Raw genomic sequence first — 17,585 nt, 5'->3', positions numbered from 1 at the left:
GAGCCGTCCGATGGTCAAATCGTATTCAGAATCTGACGTGAAAATACTAACGGACGCGCTAGGGCATATAGCCAGCAATCCAAGGATGCATATCGGAGATAAGTACGCTCCAGAAAATCTAATTGCAAGACTAGTTGGAGATTTGATGCTGGCTGGATCTAATAATATTGCAGTTGAAAGACATAATGACTGGTGGAAAATATCATCAGATATCGACTGGCTTCGAGAGAAAGATGGTTCTATATCTTATGACGAGTTCTACTCCTTCGTTCCGATAATTGGAGCAGAACTATTCAGGGATAAGGCGAGCGTTATACTTAACGCCTTCTCAATTGCCCTTGTTACAGTTGGACCCGATGGACTAAAAGTAATAAAGGGAAGTTACGAGAACGGAGACCTGCCGCTGGGCGATAACTATATTAAAGATGTTATCGGCAGAGAGTTGCTTGTAAAGCTTCCCTCCGAAATTCTCATGCCCCCGACAGAATTACGGTGACAGTGCACTTTTTACCCTGTTCGCCTAGCTATCGCCGCGTATAGATTGACCGCATGGGAATACGGTGACAGTGCACCTTTTCCCATGTCGTCCGTCCATGCCGCGTGTAGATTGACCGCTTGGCTCGCCCTGCCCGCATCCTCGTTCCCGATCTGGCATCGCGCGCGATGCCACCGGCCTCAGCCTGGCGGAACGGCGCAACTACGATCCGCTCGGCCGCTTGATCGGCGTCATCGATCCCGGCGGTTCGAACTGGACCTATACCTACGACATGCTCGGCAACCGGCTGTCGGCGACCGATCCCGATCTCGGCACCTGGACCTATGTCTACGATGCCGCCAACCGGCTGGTCAGCCAGACCGATGCCAGGGGCACGGTCACCAATCTCAGCTACGACCAGATGGACCGGCTGACGCTGAAGACGGCAACCGCACCTGGCGGCAGCCCGGTTGTGCTCACCCAGAACACCTATGACCAGGCGGCTCCAAGCTATTGGTACAATATCGGCCAGCTCACCACCTCGACCAATGCGGCAGCGACGCACAGCTACAATTATGACGGGCTTGGCAAGCTCGGCCGGCATGACACGACGATTGCCGGCCTGACGCACATCACGGTCGATATCCACGATCGCTCCGGCCAAATGATCCTGAAGAATTATCAGGCGCCGTCGGACCTGTGGTTCGGCACTTGGGACGACCCGCTGCAATACACCGCCGGCAACAGGCTCTACTCGGCTCCCGGCTTCATCACCTCGACCGTCTACGAGGCCGATGGCCAGACCAAGGAGATCACCTACGCCAATGGCGTGAAGACAAGCTTCACCTATTCGCCGACCCGGCGCTGGCTGACGCGCGTCACCACCGCGAAGGGCGCCACCATCCTGCTCGACGACCAGTATGTGCGCGACGCTCTCGGCCGCATCACCACCATCACGGGGCGGACACCCTCCGACAGTTGGAATTATGGCTATGACGATGCCGACCGGCTGATCTGGAGCACCAATCTGGGCAACGCCGTGCTCAGCGAGCAATTCGCGTATGCCGCCAACGACAATCTGATCTCACGCAGCCGTGTGGCCGGCACCTATGTCTATCCCTCGGCGGGCGCGGCTCGTCCGCATGCGCCAACCGCGGTCGGCAGTAAGACTCTCGCCTATGACGCCAATGGCAATCTCACCTCCGACGGCAGCCGCACGCTGAGCTGGGACGGGGCCAACCGGCTGAAGACGGTCAGCCTTGCCTCCAACACCGTCAACCTTGCCTATGGTCCGGACGGCGCGCGCGCCAAGAAGACCTCGAGCTTCGCCACGACCCTCTATCCCGACGCCGATGTCGAGATCAATCCGGCGACGCCGGGAGCCGAAATCTACACCCGCTACCCCCATCCCGACATCAAGGTCGTCAACGGCGTCAAATATTTCCTGCATCGCGACCACCTGGCCTCGGTGCGCATGGTCACCGATGCCTCGGGCGCCATCGTCGAGCAAACCAGCTACGCCACCTACGGCGAACGCCTCAACACCGGCTTCCAGACCCAGAAGAGCTACATCGGCGAGCGCTTCGATCCCGAGACCGGGCTGATGTATCTCAATGCACGGTATATGGATCCGGTGCTGGGGCGGTTTATTTCGCCCGATGACTGGGACCCGACGTTGCCGGGTGTTGGGACCAATCGGTATGCCTATGCCCAGAACGATCCCGTCAATAAGAGTGATGCCAATGGGCATGTTGCTGGCACGCCATCATCGGCGCAAGCCGCCAAGGACAGAGCGGCGGCAGCGGAGCAAGATCGAAAGCAAGCCGCGCTTGAAGCGCGCGCGAAGGCAATAATGACGGGTCGACGAGATTTCTACGACGCAGACAAGGACGCATATGAGCGCCTAAGCCCGAGAGTATCCGATGAAGTGGCTCGCCAGAGCGAACTCACCTCTTCAGGACGGGTGGACAACGCTGACGGTGCATTTGGGCTCATGCCGGGTCCAGGGGTTGGCATAAAAGCGGTGACCACCCTCTCCGAGTTAGCGATGGCGAAGGTAGCTGCTGGAAGGGTGTCGCTTCTTGAGGCACGGGCACTTGCCGCCCGCGATGTACTAGCGGAGTCGTTGGCTCCATTGAAAGGTCGGGCACCAGCGACCGTAACGGGCGGATACAACACGACAACCGGGCAGGTAGTGCTCGGGCGTGCGAGGGAGGAAGGTGCGCCGAAGACCATGTATTTGAGGCATTAGGAAGTGACAAAGCGGCTACACACTTTACTCCGGCAACGCGTCCACGAACTGGCAATGAGGTTCCGGTATGCGGACGCTGCGAAGCCCGCTATGGTCGAGGCGCGTTTCCTTCAGGTACTCAGTTTAGCTCTGACGGGTATTGAATATGACAACGTCGAATTATCCGATCGGGATAGATTGTGTCTGGATAGCATCGGATGCGGTAGGGGATTTGGGCGCCTTCACTACTGCTGGTGCAGGACCAATCCCATTGCGAGTACTGGATAACGATTGGCTGCCGATTACAGATATCGAAGAGGCAATATGCAAATTACCTTTGATATCCACGGGTAAAATGCTTATTCCAATCAAACGCCCAGACGATTTCGTAGCGATGGCAGCGCGCGGGTTTTTTGTCTATGACTGGCAAGATATAAGTCGCACGAACGCGAGGAAGATGGGAAAATATGAAAAGATTGCGTCTCCAAGTAAACCTCTAAATAGGGAATTTTTGCATGATGAATTGCGGCTCATTGCGTCATCTATTGTAATGTTAAATTTAAAATTCTCAGAAGTACGCGCTATAAAAATTGAAGAAAACTTCGACCCTACCGTCAACGCTCCCGAATTAGGGTGAATATCTTTCAGAATTACGGTGACAGTCCACTTTTACCCCGTTCGCCTGGCTATCGCCGCGCGTAGATTGACCGACGCCAGGGGCACGGTCACCAATCTCAGCTACGACCAGATGGACCGGCTGACGCTGAAGACGGCAACCGCACCTGGCGGCAGCCCGGTTGTGCTCACCCAGAACACCTATGACCAGGCGGCTCCAAGCTATTGGTACAATATCGGCCAGCTCACCACCTCGACCAATGCGGCAGCGACGCACAGCTACAATTATGACGGGCTTGGCAAGCTTGGCCGGCATGACACGACCATTGCCGGCCTGACACACATCACGGTCGATATCCATGACAGGTCCGGCCAAACGATCTTGAAGAATTATCAGGCGCCGTCGGACCTGTGGTTCGGCACTTGGGACGACCCGCTGCAATACACCGCCGGCAACAGGCTCTACTCGGCTCCCGGCTACATCACCTCGACCGTCTACGAAGCCGATGGCCAGACGAAGGAGATCACCTACGCCAATGGCGTGAAGACAAGCTTCACTTATTCGCCGACCCGCCGCTGGCTGACGCGCGTCACCACCTCGAAGGGCGCGACCGTTCTCCTCGATGAGCAATATGCGCGTGACAATCTTGGCCGCATCACCGGCACCACGGGGCTCACCGCCTCCGGCAGCTGGACCTATGGCTATGACAATGCCGACCGGCTGACCTCAAGCACCAATCTGGGCAACACCAGCTTGAGCGAAAGCTTCGTCTATGCCGCCAACGACAACATGCTTTCGCGCAGCCGCGTCGCCGGCAGCTATGTCTATCCCGCGGCCACATCCCCTCGCCCGCATGCACCCGTCAGCGTTGGCGCCAATGCGATGGCCTATGACGCCAACGGCAATCTCACCTCCGACGGCAGCCGCACGCTGAGCTGGGACGAGGCCAACCGGCTGAAGACGGTCAGCCTTGCCTCCAACACCGTCAACCTTGCCTATGGTCCTGACGGAGCACGGGCAAAGAAAACATCGAGCTATGCGACGACGCTCTATCCCGACGCGTCCGTCGAGATCGACCCGGCGACACCGGGCGCGGAAATCTACACCCGCTATCCCCACCCCGACATCAAGGTCGTCAACGGCGTCAAATATTTCCTCCATCGCGACCACCTGGCCTCGGTGCGCATGGTCACCGATGCCTCGGGCGCCATCGTCGAGCAGACCAACTATGCCAGCTACGGCGAGCGCCTCAACACCGGCTTCCAGACCCAGAAGAGCTACATCGGCGAGCGCTTCGATCCCGAGACCGGGCTGCTGTATCTCAATGCGCGGTATATGGATCCGGTGCTGGGGCGGTTCATTTCGCCGGACGATTGGGATCCGACGTTGCCGGACGTCGGTACGAACCGATACGCCTATGCTCAGAACGATCCGGTCAATAAGAGTGATCCGAACGGACATGCCATCGATCCGAACGAAGGCAAGGAGCCCCTGGGGGCTGAAGGGGGCTCCAAGGCGGCAGACAGCAGCACGAAGTCGAAAGATCTGCAAGCAGCAGGAGACAAGGCTGCAAAAGGCCTAGAAAATGTCAAAGATAAGAAAAAGAATGAAGTCGGCCAAAAAGTTGCGGATGTTCATATTGTTTACGGAAAACAGCGAGTGGACAGCAAGAATGTTTTTGGTCACGTCTCGGTCTTGGTCGACGGAAAAGGTGTTTATTCCCCAGGAACCGGAACGCCGTTCGGATCTTCGGCGAAGGATTTTATGGGCCAGCAGATACCTGTTAGAGATCAGGTCGTAACCACAATAAAAACAACAAAAGATCAAGATGAGAAGATTGCAGATTATTATGTGAAGAAAGGTGATCAAACTGCGCCTATGCTGACAAATAATTGCGCTGATCAACTTTCGTCCGCTTTAAAATCTGCTGGGATAAACATCAATAGTGGATTTCCCGTAGGCACACCGGCAGCTCTCAACGATAATCTTGCGGAAAGTCTATCGGTTCCGAGTCGCACAATAAACATTTCTAGAGGCAGCATGAGCGCAGATCAAGCCCTTTCAAGAATTGGATATTCACAATGAGGATTATCAAGATATTTTCTGTGATCTCGATCACAGCTATAATTAGTGGATACTGCGATAGAGGAGGCGATTTATTTGACGCGATAATCTCTAAAAATACAGATAAAGCCGAAGCCGCGCTAAAAAGTGGCTACGATGCGAATTGTACGACGACTGACGGAGTTACTCCGTTGTTGGCAGCAGTTAACGGAAAAGACATTTCTATGGTCGAGTTAATTTTGAAGTATAATGGCAATCCCAATACGACATACGGAGGAGCAAGCCCGCTTTACTTTGCAGCAATTGCCAATTGCGTCGAGTGCGCTCAAAAAATAATCTCTTATGGAGGGCGATTTTTAGCTGATCCGGTACAGATTTCATATCTTAAAAACTACAAACACACAGAATCTGCTTTCTGGCAGAGTATTATATCCAAAGACTCTAAAAAAAATTAGAATTACGGTGACAGTGCACTAATTGCCTGCCATGCCTGCTATGGAAGTCCGTCACTCTTGGTTTGAGTATATGGCTCGCCTTGCCCGTATCGTCGTTCCCGATCTGGCGCACCACGTCACGCAACGTGGCAACGGGCGCGCCAAAGTGTTTTTCACCCCCGGGGATTACGCGCTCTACAAGACCCTGCTGGTCAAGCATTGACGCGCCGCCAATGTCGGCATCTGGGCATGGTGCCTGATGCCGAACCATGTGCATTTGGTCCTGACGCCGGCCGATCCGGACGGCCTGCGGCGTGCGCTCGCCAAAGTGCACCGCGCTTATGCCGGCGCCATCCATGCGCGGCAGAAGAAAACCGGTCATTTCTGGCAAGGCCGCTTCGGCGCCGTCGCGACGGACGAGGACCACCTGTTGTCGGCGGTGCGGTATGTCGGGTTGAACCCGGTGCGCGCAGGGCTGGTGAAACAGGCGGCCGATTGGCCCTGGTCAAGCGCTTCGGGCGCACCTGACAGGTGAGCCCGATGCGTTGCCGATCTGCAGCCAATGAGGGACCGCCTGCCATCGTCCAGCGGGCTGTTCGACCTGGCCGAGACGGATGCCGCGACCTTCGACGCGCTACGCAAGGCCGAGAGCATCGGCCGGCCGGTGGGCGGCGAGGCGCTTCTTAGCCGGATTGCCGCGCAAACTGGAAGAGCTGTGAAACCAGGGATGCGAGGGCCGGTGGGGAAAAATTAGTGCACTGTCACCGCAATTCCGGGTGGGGACGATGATGCAAAATCCAAAGGAAAAAAGATAGCAGCGGAACAGCCGCAACCCCGCCTGGTGGCCCGGATGACGAGAATGCCGATAAGGCGAAACTGACGTCAAACCCAAAGCACCATCCCAATTCAGAAAGTCCGGAGCCAAAGAATGTCAAGGAGCTGTACGAGAAATCTATACCTGATAAGACGAATGTGCGCTGGGCAAAGGATGTGGATGGGACAGTTCATAGATTTAGTCGGCCGAGCAATGGGGAGACACACTGGAACGGTTCAACCACCGGCACAGATCCAATAAAGAGTCAAAATGTCCCGCAAGAAATAAAAAACGCTCTTGGAATAAAATGGTAATCAAATGATATTTGGAAATGTACAAAAGTTTGCTGTAGAAAGCGTGGTTAAAGATTTTTATAGCGCAGAGAGCTTGATGGCCTTGGGATTTTTCAACATTCATATAAATGGAATTCGATATGGTGTGCATGAGAGAGATGCCTCCATGCTTGGCTGTTCATATCACGAAGTTAAAAAAAGAATATCTAATAGAGGGAGGCATATTTCGCCGTTTGGTAACGATTTCAACGCGTCGGATTTGGTTGAATCTTATCAAAAATCTAACTACGGCATTGGACGTCTACGCGGACCGTTTATTGGAATGAAAGAGGCGCATGTCGTCGACTTAATCTTGAAAAACAATTTGATATGGGCACCAGACGGCGATGAGGCTTTCGACGACGGTGGTCACATATTCCATTTTGATCTCAAAGATTCGGTTAGATTGATAGGATTCAAAAACAAGCCAATTGCAGATTCTATTTCTGATCTCACGTTGGGATCGGACTATTTCTATGCGACGTTGTCAGATTGGTCAATTTCGTTTCTCGAAAATTGGGAGAAGAATCGGTAGTTTCAGTCGTGGATGCCGATAGGATGTTCCTTTCAAAAATACATGCGAATTATATTAATATCCCGGTGTTTGCGGGTGTACAATTCACATATTTAGTCACCTGGGTGGGCTCGGAGATGGCGGAGACTTTCGCCTAACGTGAGAGAACGCGCGTTCTGAGCGGCGGTAACAGTTGATTTTAATCATGGTGACCATACACATTTTGAATAACCAGGGCACAATGCTTTCTTTACCATAGTTCGGGAGGCAGCATATTTGAGCCAAGGGCGTGCTCGGCGGCGCGGCCTATTTGGCACATCGCGGTCTCGGGTAGCATTTCGCTGTTCTGGTCGAGGCATAAGTGCCGGTCCGTCCCAGTCGATATCATTGACGCTTCCGTTTCCCCCAGCCGCTTACTGCCCTCCACCACCTACCCTGTGGATAGACCCCAAACACCGCCATCATTCCCGACATCCGCCAGCAAGAAGCCCTAGACTGAGGCTCTTGGGGAATCGGGTGGATGTCGAGCAAGCCGAGTCGTTGCGTCGTGTTGTTCACGCTGCTGGCTGTTGCCGGCTGCACCTCCGCGCCGGGCAAGGACTTCTTCACCGAGACCATCGACAGCCTGCACGCCAAGAACTCGCCCCTGCGGGCGGGCTATAGCGGGCCTGCCGCCGTCACTTCGGCGTCGAACGCGGCACAGCGCTTCAACGGCGCGCAATATCAGGGCACCGGCCAGTTCGTCTCGTCGGGCGCCCCGGTCACCAAGGTGACGAGCGATGGATCCGGCAAGTTCGAGCTCAATCTGGTCAACGCGCCGATCGCCGACGCGGCCAAGGCGGTGCTGGGGGATGCGCTGCACCTCAACTACATCGTCGACCCGCGCGTGCAGGGCACGGTGACGCTGCAGACCTCGCAGCCGGTGTCGCAGGATGCGCTGGTCGATATCCTGCAATCGGCGCTGGCAGTGAACGCCGCCGGCATCACCAGCCGCGGCGGCACTTACCAGATCGTGCCGCTGTCGGAGATCATGGCCAGCACGCCGCCGGTCAGCGTGCCGTCGACCTCGCCGTCCGGCCCCGGCGTCAAGGTGCAGGTGCTGCAGCTGCAGTTCATCGCCGCCGACGAGATGAAGACCATTCTGGAACCGATCACCCGCCAGGGCTCGGTGCTGCGCGTCGATTCCACCCGCAACATCATCACCGTCGCCGGCAGCGACAGCGACCTCAATGCCATCCGGGAGGCGGTTTCGGTGTTCGATGTCGACTGGATGCGCGGCATGTCGGTGGCGCTGCATCCCCTGAAGACCTCCAAGCCGGAAGCGGTCGCCGCCGAACTCGATTCGATCTTCGGCACCAAGGACGGGCCGGGTGCCAAGCTCATCCAGTTCATCCCCAATGACAGGCTGAATTCGGTGCTGGTGATCACCTCGCGCCCGGCTTATCTGGCGCGGGCGGCGACCTGGATCAACAAGCTCGACAGGCTGGCCGAGACCAATGAAAGCCAGCTCTTCGTCTACCAGATCCAGAACCGGCCGGCCAAGGAACTGGCATCGGTGCTGAGTTCGGTTCTCGGCACCACGGTGAAGACCGAAGGCCAGTCGGGCGGCTCGAACGTGTCGCCCGACCAGACGCCGATCGCCATGCAGTCGGACGGCGTCACGCCGGCGCCGCTGACCGGGCCCTCGCCCTCGCTGCCGCAGCAGGACAACGAGGCGCCCGCCCATGCCACTGTCGTCGCCGATGTCGAGAACAATGCGCTGCTGATCCAGACCACGGCGCGCGACTACCAGCGCATCGAGCAGATCCTGACCAAGGTCGACGTGCTGCCGACGCAAGTCATGCTGGAAGCGGTGATCGCCGAGGTCACGCTCAACGACGACCTGAAATACGGCCTGCGCTGGTTCTTCGAGAATGGCGGCACCAAGGTCTCCGTGACCGACGTGGCCAAGGCCGCCGCGGCGGCCACCCTGCCCGGCTTCAACTGGAGCTATGCAACCGACAACATCCAGGTGACGCTCAGCGCACTTTCCAAGATCACCGACGTCAACGTCATTTCGGCGCCCACCATCATGGCGCTCAACAACCAAAAGGCGATCTTGCAGGTCGGCGACCAGGTGCCGATCTTGACCCAGCAGTCGCAGGACACCGGCAATGGCAGCGCGCCGATCATCAACTCGGTCCAGATGAAGGATACCGGCGTCATCCTGACGGTGACGCCGCGCATCAACAATGCCGGCAGGGTCATGCTCGACATCCAGCAGGAGGTCAGCAACGTCACCAAGACGGACAGTTCCGATATCGACTCGCCAACCATCCAGCAGCGCAAGATCCAGACGCGCGTGCTGGTCAACGACGGCGAGAGCTTGGCACTGGGCGGCCTCATCCAGCAGAACAACAGTGTCGACCGCAGCCAGGTGCCGATCCTCGGCGACATCCCGATCTTCGGCAATGCGTTCAAGCAAAAGAACGACACCATCAGGCGGACCGAATTGATCATCTTCATCCGGCCGCATGTCGTGCGCGACATCAATGAGGCCCGCGAGGTGACCGACGAATTCCGCGGCAAGATCAGCCTGCAGACGCCGATCCAGAAACGGCGCGGCGGCACCAAGCTGCAGCAGGATCTGAAGAGGCTGGCATATTGACGATGGCTACGCACCCCTCTCTCGTGCTTGCCGCCACGGTCGCCCTGGCGGCCGTTCTCGCCGCCATTTCGATCACCGATTTCCGCCGGCAGATCATTCCGGACGGGCTCAACCTGGCGCTCGCCGGCATCGGCCTTTCCTATCAGCTGGCGGCGGACGCCGAGGGGGTGCCGGTGCAGATCCTCTTCGCCGCCACGACTTTCGCGGCTGCCTGGCTGCTGCGGCGCGGCCATTTCCTGATGACCGGCCGGATCGGCCTCGGCCTCGGCGACGTCAAGATGCTGGCGGCCGCTTCGTGCTGCATCAGCCCGCTGCTGTTGCCGGTGCTGCTGTTCATCGCCAGCGCCAGCGCTTTGCTGTTCGTCGGCGGACAGGTGGCCGCGACAGGGCCGGCGGCAGCGCGGGCCCGCGTCGCCTTCGGTCCGTTCATCGCCATCGGCCTCGGCGCAAGCTGGGCGCTGGAGCAATTTGCAGGTCTAGACATGGGACTGCTCTGATGATGCGCTTTCTTCAACCCTCCGAAAACCTTCAATCCTCCGAAACAAAAGGCCGTGCTCGCGACGATCGCGAAAGCGGCTTCACCCTGGTCGAGCTTCTGGTCGTGCTGGCCATCATCGCGCTGATCGCCACGCTGGCGGCGCCACAGGTGCTGCGCTATCTCGGCGCGGCCAGGACCAATGCGGCCAAGGCGCAGATCCGCAACATCGAAAGCGCGCTCGAACTCTACTATGTCGACAATGCGAAATACCCGACCGACGAAGAGGGGCTCAACGCCCTGGTCGCGCAGCCGGCCGGTGAAACGCGCTGGAACGGGCCTTATCTCAAGGGAAGTACCGGCCTTAAGGATCCATGGGGCAGGCCCTACTCCTACGAAGTGAAGGCCGATGCCAGCGGCGTGGTCATTCGCAGCCTTGGCAAGGATGGCAAGCCCGACGGAACCGGCGAGGACCAGGATGTCACCAACTGAGGGCGGCCGGTGAGAGCGCGCTCAATTCGTGCGAGGGGGGCCGGCCAGATCGAGGCGGGTAAACCCTCGCGATGAATAGGCCGCGCCATCGCGTACCACCGAAAGGGTGAAGCGCACGGCGGCGGGCAGTCGCCGCGGCGCATTCCAGCCCGGCAGCCATGATGGCGGCGCCAGCGCGTTGTCGAGATATTCGAATTTCATGGCACTCACGCCGCCGATCAGCCGCACCGGTTCGCCGGGCACCGCTGCGCCGGGTTTGCCGCCGCGCCGCGTTTTCTGGACGATGGCCAGGGCGGGTCCCGTCTGGCCTCCGTCGCCAAGCGACACGGTAATCTCGCGCAATGCGGAGGATTTGAAACCGATCGCCTGAACGGCATTGAACTCGATCCGGGCAGCATCGCCGCCGAGATAGAGCACCTGGTCCGGCGACGATTTCGACAGGGGCAAAGGCTCGGCATGGCTGATCGCCGTTTCGAGGAACCGCGATGCGGCATCGGCCTCCATCTGGAACTCGGTTGCCTTTTCGATGCGCATCATCGTTCGGGCCTGGCCGAGAAAGACCACCATCAGCGATGTGATGACGCCGATCAGCGCCAACCCCACCAACACATCGATTAGCGCAAAACCCGCCACCGGTGCAGAGGGTTGCGGATGCGCATCGACGCCCAATGAAGAAGCACGCGCAAGATGACGGCGAACGGCGCGGGCCTTCGTCCGAGTGCGGGAGAGCGGCCAACTCATGGCGCGGCCGGGCCTTGCGCCGGCACAAAGGTCAGAAACGACCCGCTTGGAAACGCGCCGCCCGGCTTCTCGATGAGAACAGCGGTCACCTTCGCTTTCGCGACGTCTATCGTGCGGGTCTTCAGGGTCCAGCCGGGTTGCGCCGCGGTTTGTGCCCGGGCCTCGTAGTCGGCCAGCATCATGCGAACCGTTCTGGCCGCCTCGACCTGGCGCTTGGCCGCGGCAATGCTGCGGCTGGACAGCACGATCGACTGGCTGGCGATGCCCAGCACGAGCGCCAGGATCGTCATGGCGACGATCATCTCCAGGATCGAGAATCCATCTTCGGACGAGGATTGGGGCAATGGCCCGGTCATGGCAGGGTTCGCCATGTCGGAAGCCCTGTCAGCCAGTTGACCCCGATGCGCGCGGTCCGGCCTTTTTGCTGCAGCGTGATGTCCATGCCGGAAGCGCGGCCGTCGGGAAGGAAGGTCAGCACCGTCTGCCGGTCGGCGACGACAGTCTCCCGGCCGGTGATGACGGTCATTTTGACATCGTCCGGCAAGGCCAGGCTGTCTCGTTCGCCGAAACGGATGAAACGGCTACCCAGATCGACAAGGACCTGCTTCGGCCGGGCGGTGGCGATGGCCGATGTGCGCGACAGGCGCAGCCGCATGGTGATCTCGCCGGCCACCGTCTCCAGGCTCTTGGTGCGATAGTGGCTGACCAGCCCCGGTGCGGCGATGGCCGCGACAAGCGCCATGATGGCCAGCACCACCAGCATCTCGACCAGCGTGAACCCCGCCGTTGCGTCCGCCGGTGTGTTGGCTCCGGAAGCCGCGGTCATTTCAGCGCCAGATCGTTGATGCTGAGGATCGTCGTCATCACCGAAATGACCAGGCTGCCGACGAGAAAACCGAGCGAAATCGTCAGCGCCGGCGTCAACAGCTTCAGCACGGTGTCGATCCGCCGCGTCAGCGTCAGCTGAAGCATCCTGGCGGCGCGATCCAGCACCACGGGAAGCGCATTGGCCTCTTCGCCAAGGGAGACCAGCGACATTGTCGCATGGTCGAAAATCCCTGCCTTGACGATCGCGCCGTGCAGGCGGGCGCCATTGGCGACATTGTCTTCGATCGATGCAAAGCTTGCCGCCAGCGAACTCTGCCTGGAAACATTGGCGGCAAGGCCAAGCGCCTCGGTCATCGCCACGCCATTGCCGAGCAGCAGCGCAAGCGTTTCGAGATAGCGCGCGATCACGGCGTCCCTGACCAGCGCGCCGATCAGCGGGATCTTCAACAGCCAGCGCGAAAGCTGTCTTCTGGCGCCGGCGGAACGGGACAGCAGGAGATAACAAAGCAGGCCAAGCATCGCAGCCAGCGGGAAAATGAAGGGGTAGTCGCGGAACACCGTGCCGAAGGCGGAAAGCATGGTCATGGTGAACGGCTTGGGGGCCGATGAGCCCTCGAAGATCGGCTCCAGCGCCGGCACCAGGACCGTTGCCAGAATGACCAGCGCGCCGCTCATGACCAGGAGCAGGAAGGCCGGATAGGCGAGCGCCTCGATGATCGCGGCGCGGCGCTTGGCCGTCGCCTCGAACGTGTCCGCCAGCCGCTGGCAGATAAAGGCCATCTTGCCGCTGCGCTCGCCGCTGGCAAGCAAGGCGGCAACGTCCGGGGTGATGCCCGGCAGAGCGGCAAAGGCTTCGGCGATCGGCCGGCCGCCGGTCGTCAGGTCGAGCACCGATTGCAGTTGCTGGCGCCGCTGCCGGTTGGCTTCGCCGGAAATGACCGCGCCCAGGGCGCGGTCGACCGTGAAGCCGGCGTTCAGCAACACCGCAAGCTCGGAAAACAGTCGGCTGAGGTCGACCCTGCGGGTCAGCGTCAGCGCGCCGCGCCCCGGCAGGCGAAGCCGCGGCCTTTCGCCGTTCACGGGCGCAAGATGATAGGAGCGGCGGCCCTGCTGCGCCAATTTGCGGGCGGCGTCCTGTTTGGTCAACGCATCGAGAACGCCGGCCTCCATCGAGCCGTCGGCCAGATAGGCGCGATAGGCGAAGGCCGGCATCAGTCACCTCCCGCGAGATCGATGACACGGCGGACCTCGTCCATGGTGGTGACCTGCGATCGGGCAAGCGCGGTTGCGTGGACCGACAACGGCACGAGGTCGTCCTCGGCGGCAATGCGGCCGATCTCCATTTCGCCGGCGCCCTGATCGATAAGCTCGGCGATGCGCGGCGACACCTGCAGCATTTCATAGGTCACCGTACGGCCGCTGTAGCCGGAGCCGTTGCAGGTGCGGCAGGCCGGACCGGTCTGCTCCGCGCCCCGGCAGGTCGGGCAGATACGGCGCAACAGCCGCTGCGCGATGACGCCGCGGATCGTCGCGCCGAGCAGATAGCCGTCGATGCCCATGTCGCGCAGCCGCGTCAGCGCGCCTGCGGCACTGTTGGTGTGCAGTGTCGAGAACACGAGATGGCCGGTCAAGGCCGCCTGGACCGCGACCTGCGCCGTCTCGCGATCACGAATCTCTCCGAGCAGGATGATGTCGGGATCCTGGCGCAGGATCGAGCGCAAGGCAGCGGCGAAGTCGAGGTCGATCGCGGGATTGACCTGCAACTGGGTGATGCCGGCCATGCGGTACTCGACCGGATCCTCAACGGTGAAAATCTTGACGTCCGGCCGCGAACGCTCGGCCAGGATCGAATAGAGCGTCGTCGTCTTGCCGCTGCCGGTCGGCCCGGTGATCAGCACGATGCCATTGGCCGCTTGCGACATGTTGCGGATCTTGGCCTGCGCGGCACCGTCGAAGCCAAGCTTCTCCAGCTTCAGCTCGACGCCGGCGCGATCGAGAATGCGCAGTACGATGGCCTCGCCGTGAATGGACGGAATGACCGAGACGCGCAGGTCGACGTCGCGGCCGCGCACGGCAATACGCATGCGCCCGTCCTGCGGCAGGCGCCGTTCGGCGATGTTGAGCCGCGACAGGATCTTGATGCGGGTGGAGATACCGGACAGCATCGCGATCGACGCGGTGTCGACGGTGGACAGCATGCCGTCATGCCTGAAGCGGATGCGGACATGGTCCTCGAGCGGCTCGATGTGGATGTCGGTGGCTCTCGCATCGACCGCCTTGTGGATGGTCTCGGCGACGAAGCGCACGATCGGCGCCTCACGGGCAAAATCCTTCAAGCGCTCGAGGTCGTCAGGGCCGAAATCCAGGATTTCACCGTTGCTGCCGCCATTCGAAACGGCAGCCAGCGCTGATTGCTCGATGCGGTCGATGCATTCGGCGATCAGGCGCCTTGGCAAGATGCGCAGCGCCAGGGTCCGCTCATAGTGGAAGGCCAATGCATCGATGGTGGCCGAGGAGAAAGGATCCGCCACGGCGACGACAAGCCGTTCGGCGTCCATCTGCAGCGGCAGGATGGCGTTTTCCCTGAGATAGGCCAGCGGCACGCTTGCCAGCATTTCGGGGCTGACCTGTTCGGGGATCTCGACCGGCATCGGTGCGTCGAGGTAGCGGCTGAGGCTGCTGGCAAGCTCCTGCTCGCCGATCAGCCCAAGTTCCGTCATCACCGTATCGAACGGATGTCCCGAAGTTCGCGATGCCCCCAAGGCGCGTTGGGCGGCATGCGCGGTCAGCACTTTCTCGCCCTCGAGAAAGGCGAGAAACGCCTCGATCCCCTTCGTCTGGACGGCAGCGTTCATGAGCTCCACCCCCGCAGGATCTGCGCCGCCTCAGTGCCGAAAAGCACCTCGCAGCCGACGGTGCCGGCGACCGGCGGCAATGCGCCGGCTTCGGCGGCCGGGCTCCGGGAGACGCGCGAGAATGCCGCGCCAGTCGGAGATTTTTCGATGATGAACCCGGCCTCGCCCGCGATGCCGGAACCGTCCCGCCTCACCACCACTTCGACCGTATAGGCTGACGCATCGGCCACCGCCTGAACGACCGAAGCACTGGAGCCACCGGCAAGGGCGGCGCGCAGACGGTTTGGCGCGCGGTCGGCGCTGATCGTGCCACGCTTCGAGTTGACCGTGAAAACGCCATTCAAGGTCCGCAGGGGTATCGACGACAGTGCTGAAAACTCCTGCAGTTCGGATACGGATTCGAACGGCGCCTGCTTGTCCTCGGGCGGCCCGACGGCGCTTCTCGACCGCGGCAAGTCGGCGAACAGCTTGGCGTTGTCGCGAAACCGGAGCGCGGCCTTGGCCAGTTCGGTCGACGCCCGCTGCTCGAAGCCGAGCGCAGAGAAGCCGAGCTCGAGCAGGCGGTCATCCGCGGCATTGAGATCGATCAGCCCGCCATGATCCTGGACGCGCACGGCGAAACTGAACCCTGCCGACCGGCATGATGCCGGCGTGGAATCCAGCGGAAACTGTTGCCGGCCGGAGGTGCCGGTCAACATGCTCGCGACCACATTGCCGAGGCCTTCGGCCAGCAGCGACAGGCGCTCCTGTTCGACCTCGCTGTTGGCGATCATCAACCGTGTTTTGGCCGTCACGGCAAAGGGGACGACGATCGCCGAGACGATCAGCATGAACACCAGCACGGCAACCAGCGAGAAGCCGCTGCGGGCGCTTTCATCCCGCGAGCTGGTGCCCGCCCTGTCATGGGGAGCGCGGTCGCTCATAGTTGCGGTTCGCTCGGGAGTGACGGCGGCGCATTCTTCCATGGCGGATAAAGCGGGATGCGCGCCAGCTTGCCATCCCGCTCCAGCACGGCCTGATCCTTGTCGATCGCCGACACCCTCCAGCCGTCAACAGTGTCGCCACTGCCATACCAGACCGCGGCTTCGCTGCCGGCGACGCGCAGCAGCGCCTTCGCGGCGCCGCCGTGAATGCTGATGCCCAGCAGCGATGGGGCGACGGCCGGCGGGGCTTCGGGTGGTGGTGGCGCCGGCGCCGGCTCGACCGGCGCAACGGCAACCTCCACCGGAGGCGGCGCGACCGGCGGGGGCACGAATTTCCGGCGTGTCGGCGTGAACAGCGGGCGCTGGAACGTCTCGCTGAAATCGCCGGCTTCGGGAAATTGCAGCGATCCCGCCACCGAGGTTGGGCCGCCATCGTGCCCCTTGCCGGAGGCCACGGGTGTGATGTCGACAGGCGTATCGTAGAGCGCGACATTGACCAAAGCGAGGGCCGCGATCACCGCCGCAATCGCCAGGCCGGTGAATTTCCCGGTCATGGCTTGACCCCGGCGGGTGCCATCTGCGTTTGCAAAGGCCCGTAAAACAGGATCTCGGCGAAAAGCTCGGGGTCGCCGGTCCGTCCCGCCGCCGGCCTGACATCGGTGGTGCGCAAGGTGGCTTCGCGGATGAACAGCACCGGCAGCGAGGTCTCGATGGCGAGAATGGCGTTGTGGATGCCTTCCAGAGGCCCCGAAAGGTTGGCCCGCAGCCCGATGAAATCGACGCCGGCTTCGCTGAGCACCGGTGCATTGCCGGCAGACAGCACGCTGACCCCATTGGCGGCGGCAATCGCGTTCAGCCGGGTCTGCAGCCCGCCGCGGATGATGGCCTCGCTGCCGCCGGTGAGAAATTCGGGATTGGCCGCGGCTTCCGGACTGGCGGCGCCATCGAGGCGCTTTGCCAGCGCGGCCACGCTCTGCAGCTGGCCGAGAAGCTCGCGCTTTTCCTCGATCCCAGCCTGTGCGGAGGCGACGCTGTCGAACGCAGCGAACACCAGCCAGGCAAGCGCAGAGGCCGTGACCGCGGCGATCGCCAGCGCAATCAGGCGGCGGATCGTCGGCCTCGTGTTGAGGATGGCGGAGAGCATC

Annotated in this window: 19 protein-coding genes; 11 read left to right on the top strand and 8 right to left on the bottom strand. The window is 60.6% G+C overall.

The window, feature by feature from the left end; translation table 11 throughout:
• The first annotated feature begins 10 nt into the window (after positions 1-10).
• From FJV83_RS00930 to gspG, 11 genes are all read left to right on the top strand, one after another.
• Positions 11-496, top strand: a complete 486-nt coding sequence (locus FJV83_RS00930) for a hypothetical protein (RefSeq protein WP_142886883.1) — start codon at positions 11-13, stop codon at positions 494-496.
• A gap of 157 nt (positions 497-653) precedes the next feature.
• The gene (locus tag FJV83_RS00925) at positions 654-2,726 is read left to right on the top strand and encodes an RHS repeat-associated core domain-containing protein (RefSeq protein WP_348645174.1); all 2,073 of its coding nucleotides are present in this window, start codon (positions 654-656) and stop codon (positions 2,724-2,726) included.
• A gap of 145 nt (positions 2,727-2,871) precedes the next feature.
• Positions 2,872-3,342 carry a hypothetical protein gene (locus FJV83_RS00920; RefSeq protein WP_142886884.1) on the top strand — a complete coding sequence of 157 codons (471 nt, stop codon included), beginning with the start codon at positions 2,872-2,874 and terminating at the stop codon, positions 3,340-3,342.
• 66 nt (positions 3,343-3,408) lie between these two features.
• Positions 3,409-5,406 (top strand): RHS repeat protein, encoded by a 1,998-nt coding sequence (locus tag FJV83_RS00915; RefSeq protein ID WP_185973456.1) that lies wholly within the window; start codon positions 3,409-3,411, stop codon positions 5,404-5,406.
• Complete coding sequence (locus tag FJV83_RS00910) at positions 5,403-5,840, top strand: ankyrin repeat domain-containing protein (protein ID WP_142886885.1); 438 nt, start codon at positions 5,403-5,405, stop codon at positions 5,838-5,840. Before FJV83_RS00915 ends, FJV83_RS00910 begins: the two co-directional genes overlap by 4 nt.
• 70 nt (positions 5,841-5,910) lie before the next feature.
• Complete coding sequence (locus tag FJV83_RS37490) at positions 5,911-6,042, top strand: hypothetical protein (RefSeq protein WP_280951465.1); 132 nt, start codon at positions 5,911-5,913, stop codon at positions 6,040-6,042.
• Positions 6,043-6,060: 18 nt separating this feature from the next.
• Positions 6,061-6,354, top strand: a complete 294-nt coding sequence (locus FJV83_RS36820) for a transposase (protein WP_281408858.1) — start codon at positions 6,061-6,063, stop codon at positions 6,352-6,354.
• Positions 6,355-6,951: 597 nt separating this feature from the next.
• Complete coding sequence (locus tag FJV83_RS00900; RefSeq protein ID WP_142886886.1) at positions 6,952-7,500, top strand: Imm42 family immunity protein; 549 nt, start codon at positions 6,952-6,954, stop codon at positions 7,498-7,500.
• A 499-nt stretch (positions 7,501-7,999) separates the two neighbouring features.
• Positions 8,000-10,126 carry a type II secretion system secretin GspD gene (gene gspD / locus FJV83_RS00895; RefSeq protein ID WP_095771383.1) on the top strand — a complete coding sequence of 709 codons (2,127 nt, stop codon included), beginning with the start codon at positions 8,000-8,002 and terminating at the stop codon, positions 10,124-10,126.
• Positions 10,127-10,128: 2 nt separating this feature from the next.
• Complete coding sequence (locus FJV83_RS00890) at positions 10,129-10,623, top strand: A24 family peptidase (protein ID WP_142886887.1); 495 nt, start codon at positions 10,129-10,131, stop codon at positions 10,621-10,623.
• A complete protein-coding gene (gspG, locus tag FJV83_RS00885) occupies positions 10,623-11,093 on the top strand; it encodes a type II secretion system major pseudopilin GspG (RefSeq protein WP_179296124.1) in 471 nt (156 codons plus the stop codon). The genes FJV83_RS00890 and gspG overlap by 1 nt, the downstream gene beginning before the upstream one ends.
• 21 nt (positions 11,094-11,114) lie before the next feature.
• Here the strand turns inward: gspG and FJV83_RS00880 are convergent, their stop codons facing one another.
• From FJV83_RS00880 to gspM, 8 genes are all read right to left on the bottom strand, one after another.
• Positions 11,115-11,696, bottom strand: coding sequence for a general secretion pathway protein GspJ (locus FJV83_RS00880; protein ID WP_246691767.1), 582 nt, complete (start codon positions 11,694-11,696; stop codon positions 11,115-11,117).
• Positions 11,697-11,830: 134 nt separating this feature from the next.
• Positions 11,831-12,190: a type II secretion system protein gene (locus FJV83_RS00875; protein WP_142878497.1), complete on the bottom strand. Its 360-nt coding sequence runs from the start codon at positions 12,188-12,190 to the stop codon at positions 11,831-11,833.
• Positions 12,187-12,660 carry a GspH/FimT family pseudopilin gene (locus tag FJV83_RS00870; RefSeq protein ID WP_142886888.1) on the bottom strand — a complete coding sequence of 158 codons (474 nt, stop codon included), beginning with the start codon at positions 12,658-12,660 and terminating at the stop codon, positions 12,187-12,189. The genes FJV83_RS00875 and FJV83_RS00870 overlap by 4 nt, the downstream gene beginning before the upstream one ends.
• On the bottom strand, positions 12,657-13,874 hold the full coding sequence (locus tag FJV83_RS00865; protein ID WP_142886889.1) for a type II secretion system F family protein: 1,218 nt from the start codon (positions 13,872-13,874) through the stop codon (positions 12,657-12,659). Before FJV83_RS00865 ends, FJV83_RS00870 begins: the two co-directional genes overlap by 4 nt.
• A complete protein-coding gene (locus FJV83_RS00860) occupies positions 13,874-15,517 on the bottom strand; it encodes a GspE/PulE family protein (RefSeq protein WP_142878272.1) in 1,644 nt (547 codons plus the stop codon). Before FJV83_RS00860 ends, FJV83_RS00865 begins: the two co-directional genes overlap by 1 nt.
• Positions 15,514-16,440: a general secretion pathway protein GspK gene (locus FJV83_RS00855; protein WP_142886890.1), complete on the bottom strand. Its 927-nt coding sequence runs from the start codon at positions 16,438-16,440 to the stop codon at positions 15,514-15,516. The genes FJV83_RS00860 and FJV83_RS00855 overlap by 4 nt, the downstream gene beginning before the upstream one ends.
• Complete coding sequence (locus FJV83_RS00850; RefSeq protein ID WP_142886891.1) at positions 16,437-16,994, bottom strand: hypothetical protein; 558 nt, start codon at positions 16,992-16,994, stop codon at positions 16,437-16,439. Before FJV83_RS00850 ends, FJV83_RS00855 begins: the two co-directional genes overlap by 4 nt.
• Positions 16,991-17,584: a type II secretion system protein GspM gene (gene gspM / locus FJV83_RS00845; RefSeq protein WP_142886892.1), complete on the bottom strand. Its 594-nt coding sequence runs from the start codon at positions 17,582-17,584 to the stop codon at positions 16,991-16,993. Before gspM ends, FJV83_RS00850 begins: the two co-directional genes overlap by 4 nt.
• Between the last annotated feature and the right edge of the window lies 1 nt (position 17,585).

Origin of the sequence: Mesorhizobium sp. WSM4307 (genome assembly GCF_007003945.1) — a bacterium.
GTDB lineage: Bacteria > Pseudomonadota > Alphaproteobacteria > Rhizobiales > Rhizobiaceae > Mesorhizobium.
Note: the sequence above shows the minus strand (reverse complement) of the source record. Positions and strands in the feature narration are given on the sequence as shown.

Excerpts from the sequence above, each read along its gene's own strand:
- gspG (WP_179296124.1), top strand. The coding sequence starts at position 10,623 with ATGATGCGCTTTCTTCAACCCTCCGAAAACCTTCAATCCTCCGAAACA.
- FJV83_RS00875 (WP_142878497.1), bottom strand. The coding sequence starts at position 12,190 with ATGACCGGGCCATTGCCCCAATCCTCGTCCGAAGATGGATTCTCGATC.
- FJV83_RS00930 (WP_142886883.1), top strand. The coding sequence starts at position 11 with ATGGTCAAATCGTATTCAGAATCTGACGTGAAAATACTAACGGACGCG.
- FJV83_RS00900 (WP_142886886.1), top strand. The coding sequence starts at position 6,952 with ATGATATTTGGAAATGTACAAAAGTTTGCTGTAGAAAGCGTGGTTAAA.
- FJV83_RS00865 (WP_142886889.1), bottom strand. The coding sequence starts at position 13,874 with ATGCCGGCCTTCGCCTATCGCGCCTATCTGGCCGACGGCTCGATGGAG.
- gspM (WP_142886892.1), bottom strand. The coding sequence starts at position 17,584 with ATGCTCTCCGCCATCCTCAACACGAGGCCGACGATCCGCCGCCTGATT.
- FJV83_RS00860 (WP_142878272.1), bottom strand. The coding sequence starts at position 15,517 with ATGAACGCTGCCGTCCAGACGAAGGGGATCGAGGCGTTTCTCGCCTTT.
- FJV83_RS00920 (WP_142886884.1), top strand. The coding sequence starts at position 2,872 with ATGACAACGTCGAATTATCCGATCGGGATAGATTGTGTCTGGATAGCA.
- FJV83_RS00850 (WP_142886891.1), bottom strand. The coding sequence starts at position 16,994 with ATGACCGGGAAATTCACCGGCCTGGCGATTGCGGCGGTGATCGCGGCC.
- FJV83_RS00890 (WP_142886887.1), top strand. The coding sequence starts at position 10,129 with ATGGCTACGCACCCCTCTCTCGTGCTTGCCGCCACGGTCGCCCTGGCG.
- FJV83_RS37490 (WP_280951465.1), top strand. The coding sequence starts at position 5,911 with ATGGCTCGCCTTGCCCGTATCGTCGTTCCCGATCTGGCGCACCACGTC.
- FJV83_RS00870 (WP_142886888.1), bottom strand. The coding sequence starts at position 12,660 with ATGACCGCGGCTTCCGGAGCCAACACACCGGCGGACGCAACGGCGGGG.
- FJV83_RS00855 (WP_142886890.1), bottom strand. The coding sequence starts at position 16,440 with ATGAGCGACCGCGCTCCCCATGACAGGGCGGGCACCAGCTCGCGGGAT.
- FJV83_RS00910 (WP_142886885.1), top strand. The coding sequence starts at position 5,403 with ATGAGGATTATCAAGATATTTTCTGTGATCTCGATCACAGCTATAATT.
- gspD (WP_095771383.1), top strand. The coding sequence starts at position 8,000 with ATGTCGAGCAAGCCGAGTCGTTGCGTCGTGTTGTTCACGCTGCTGGCT.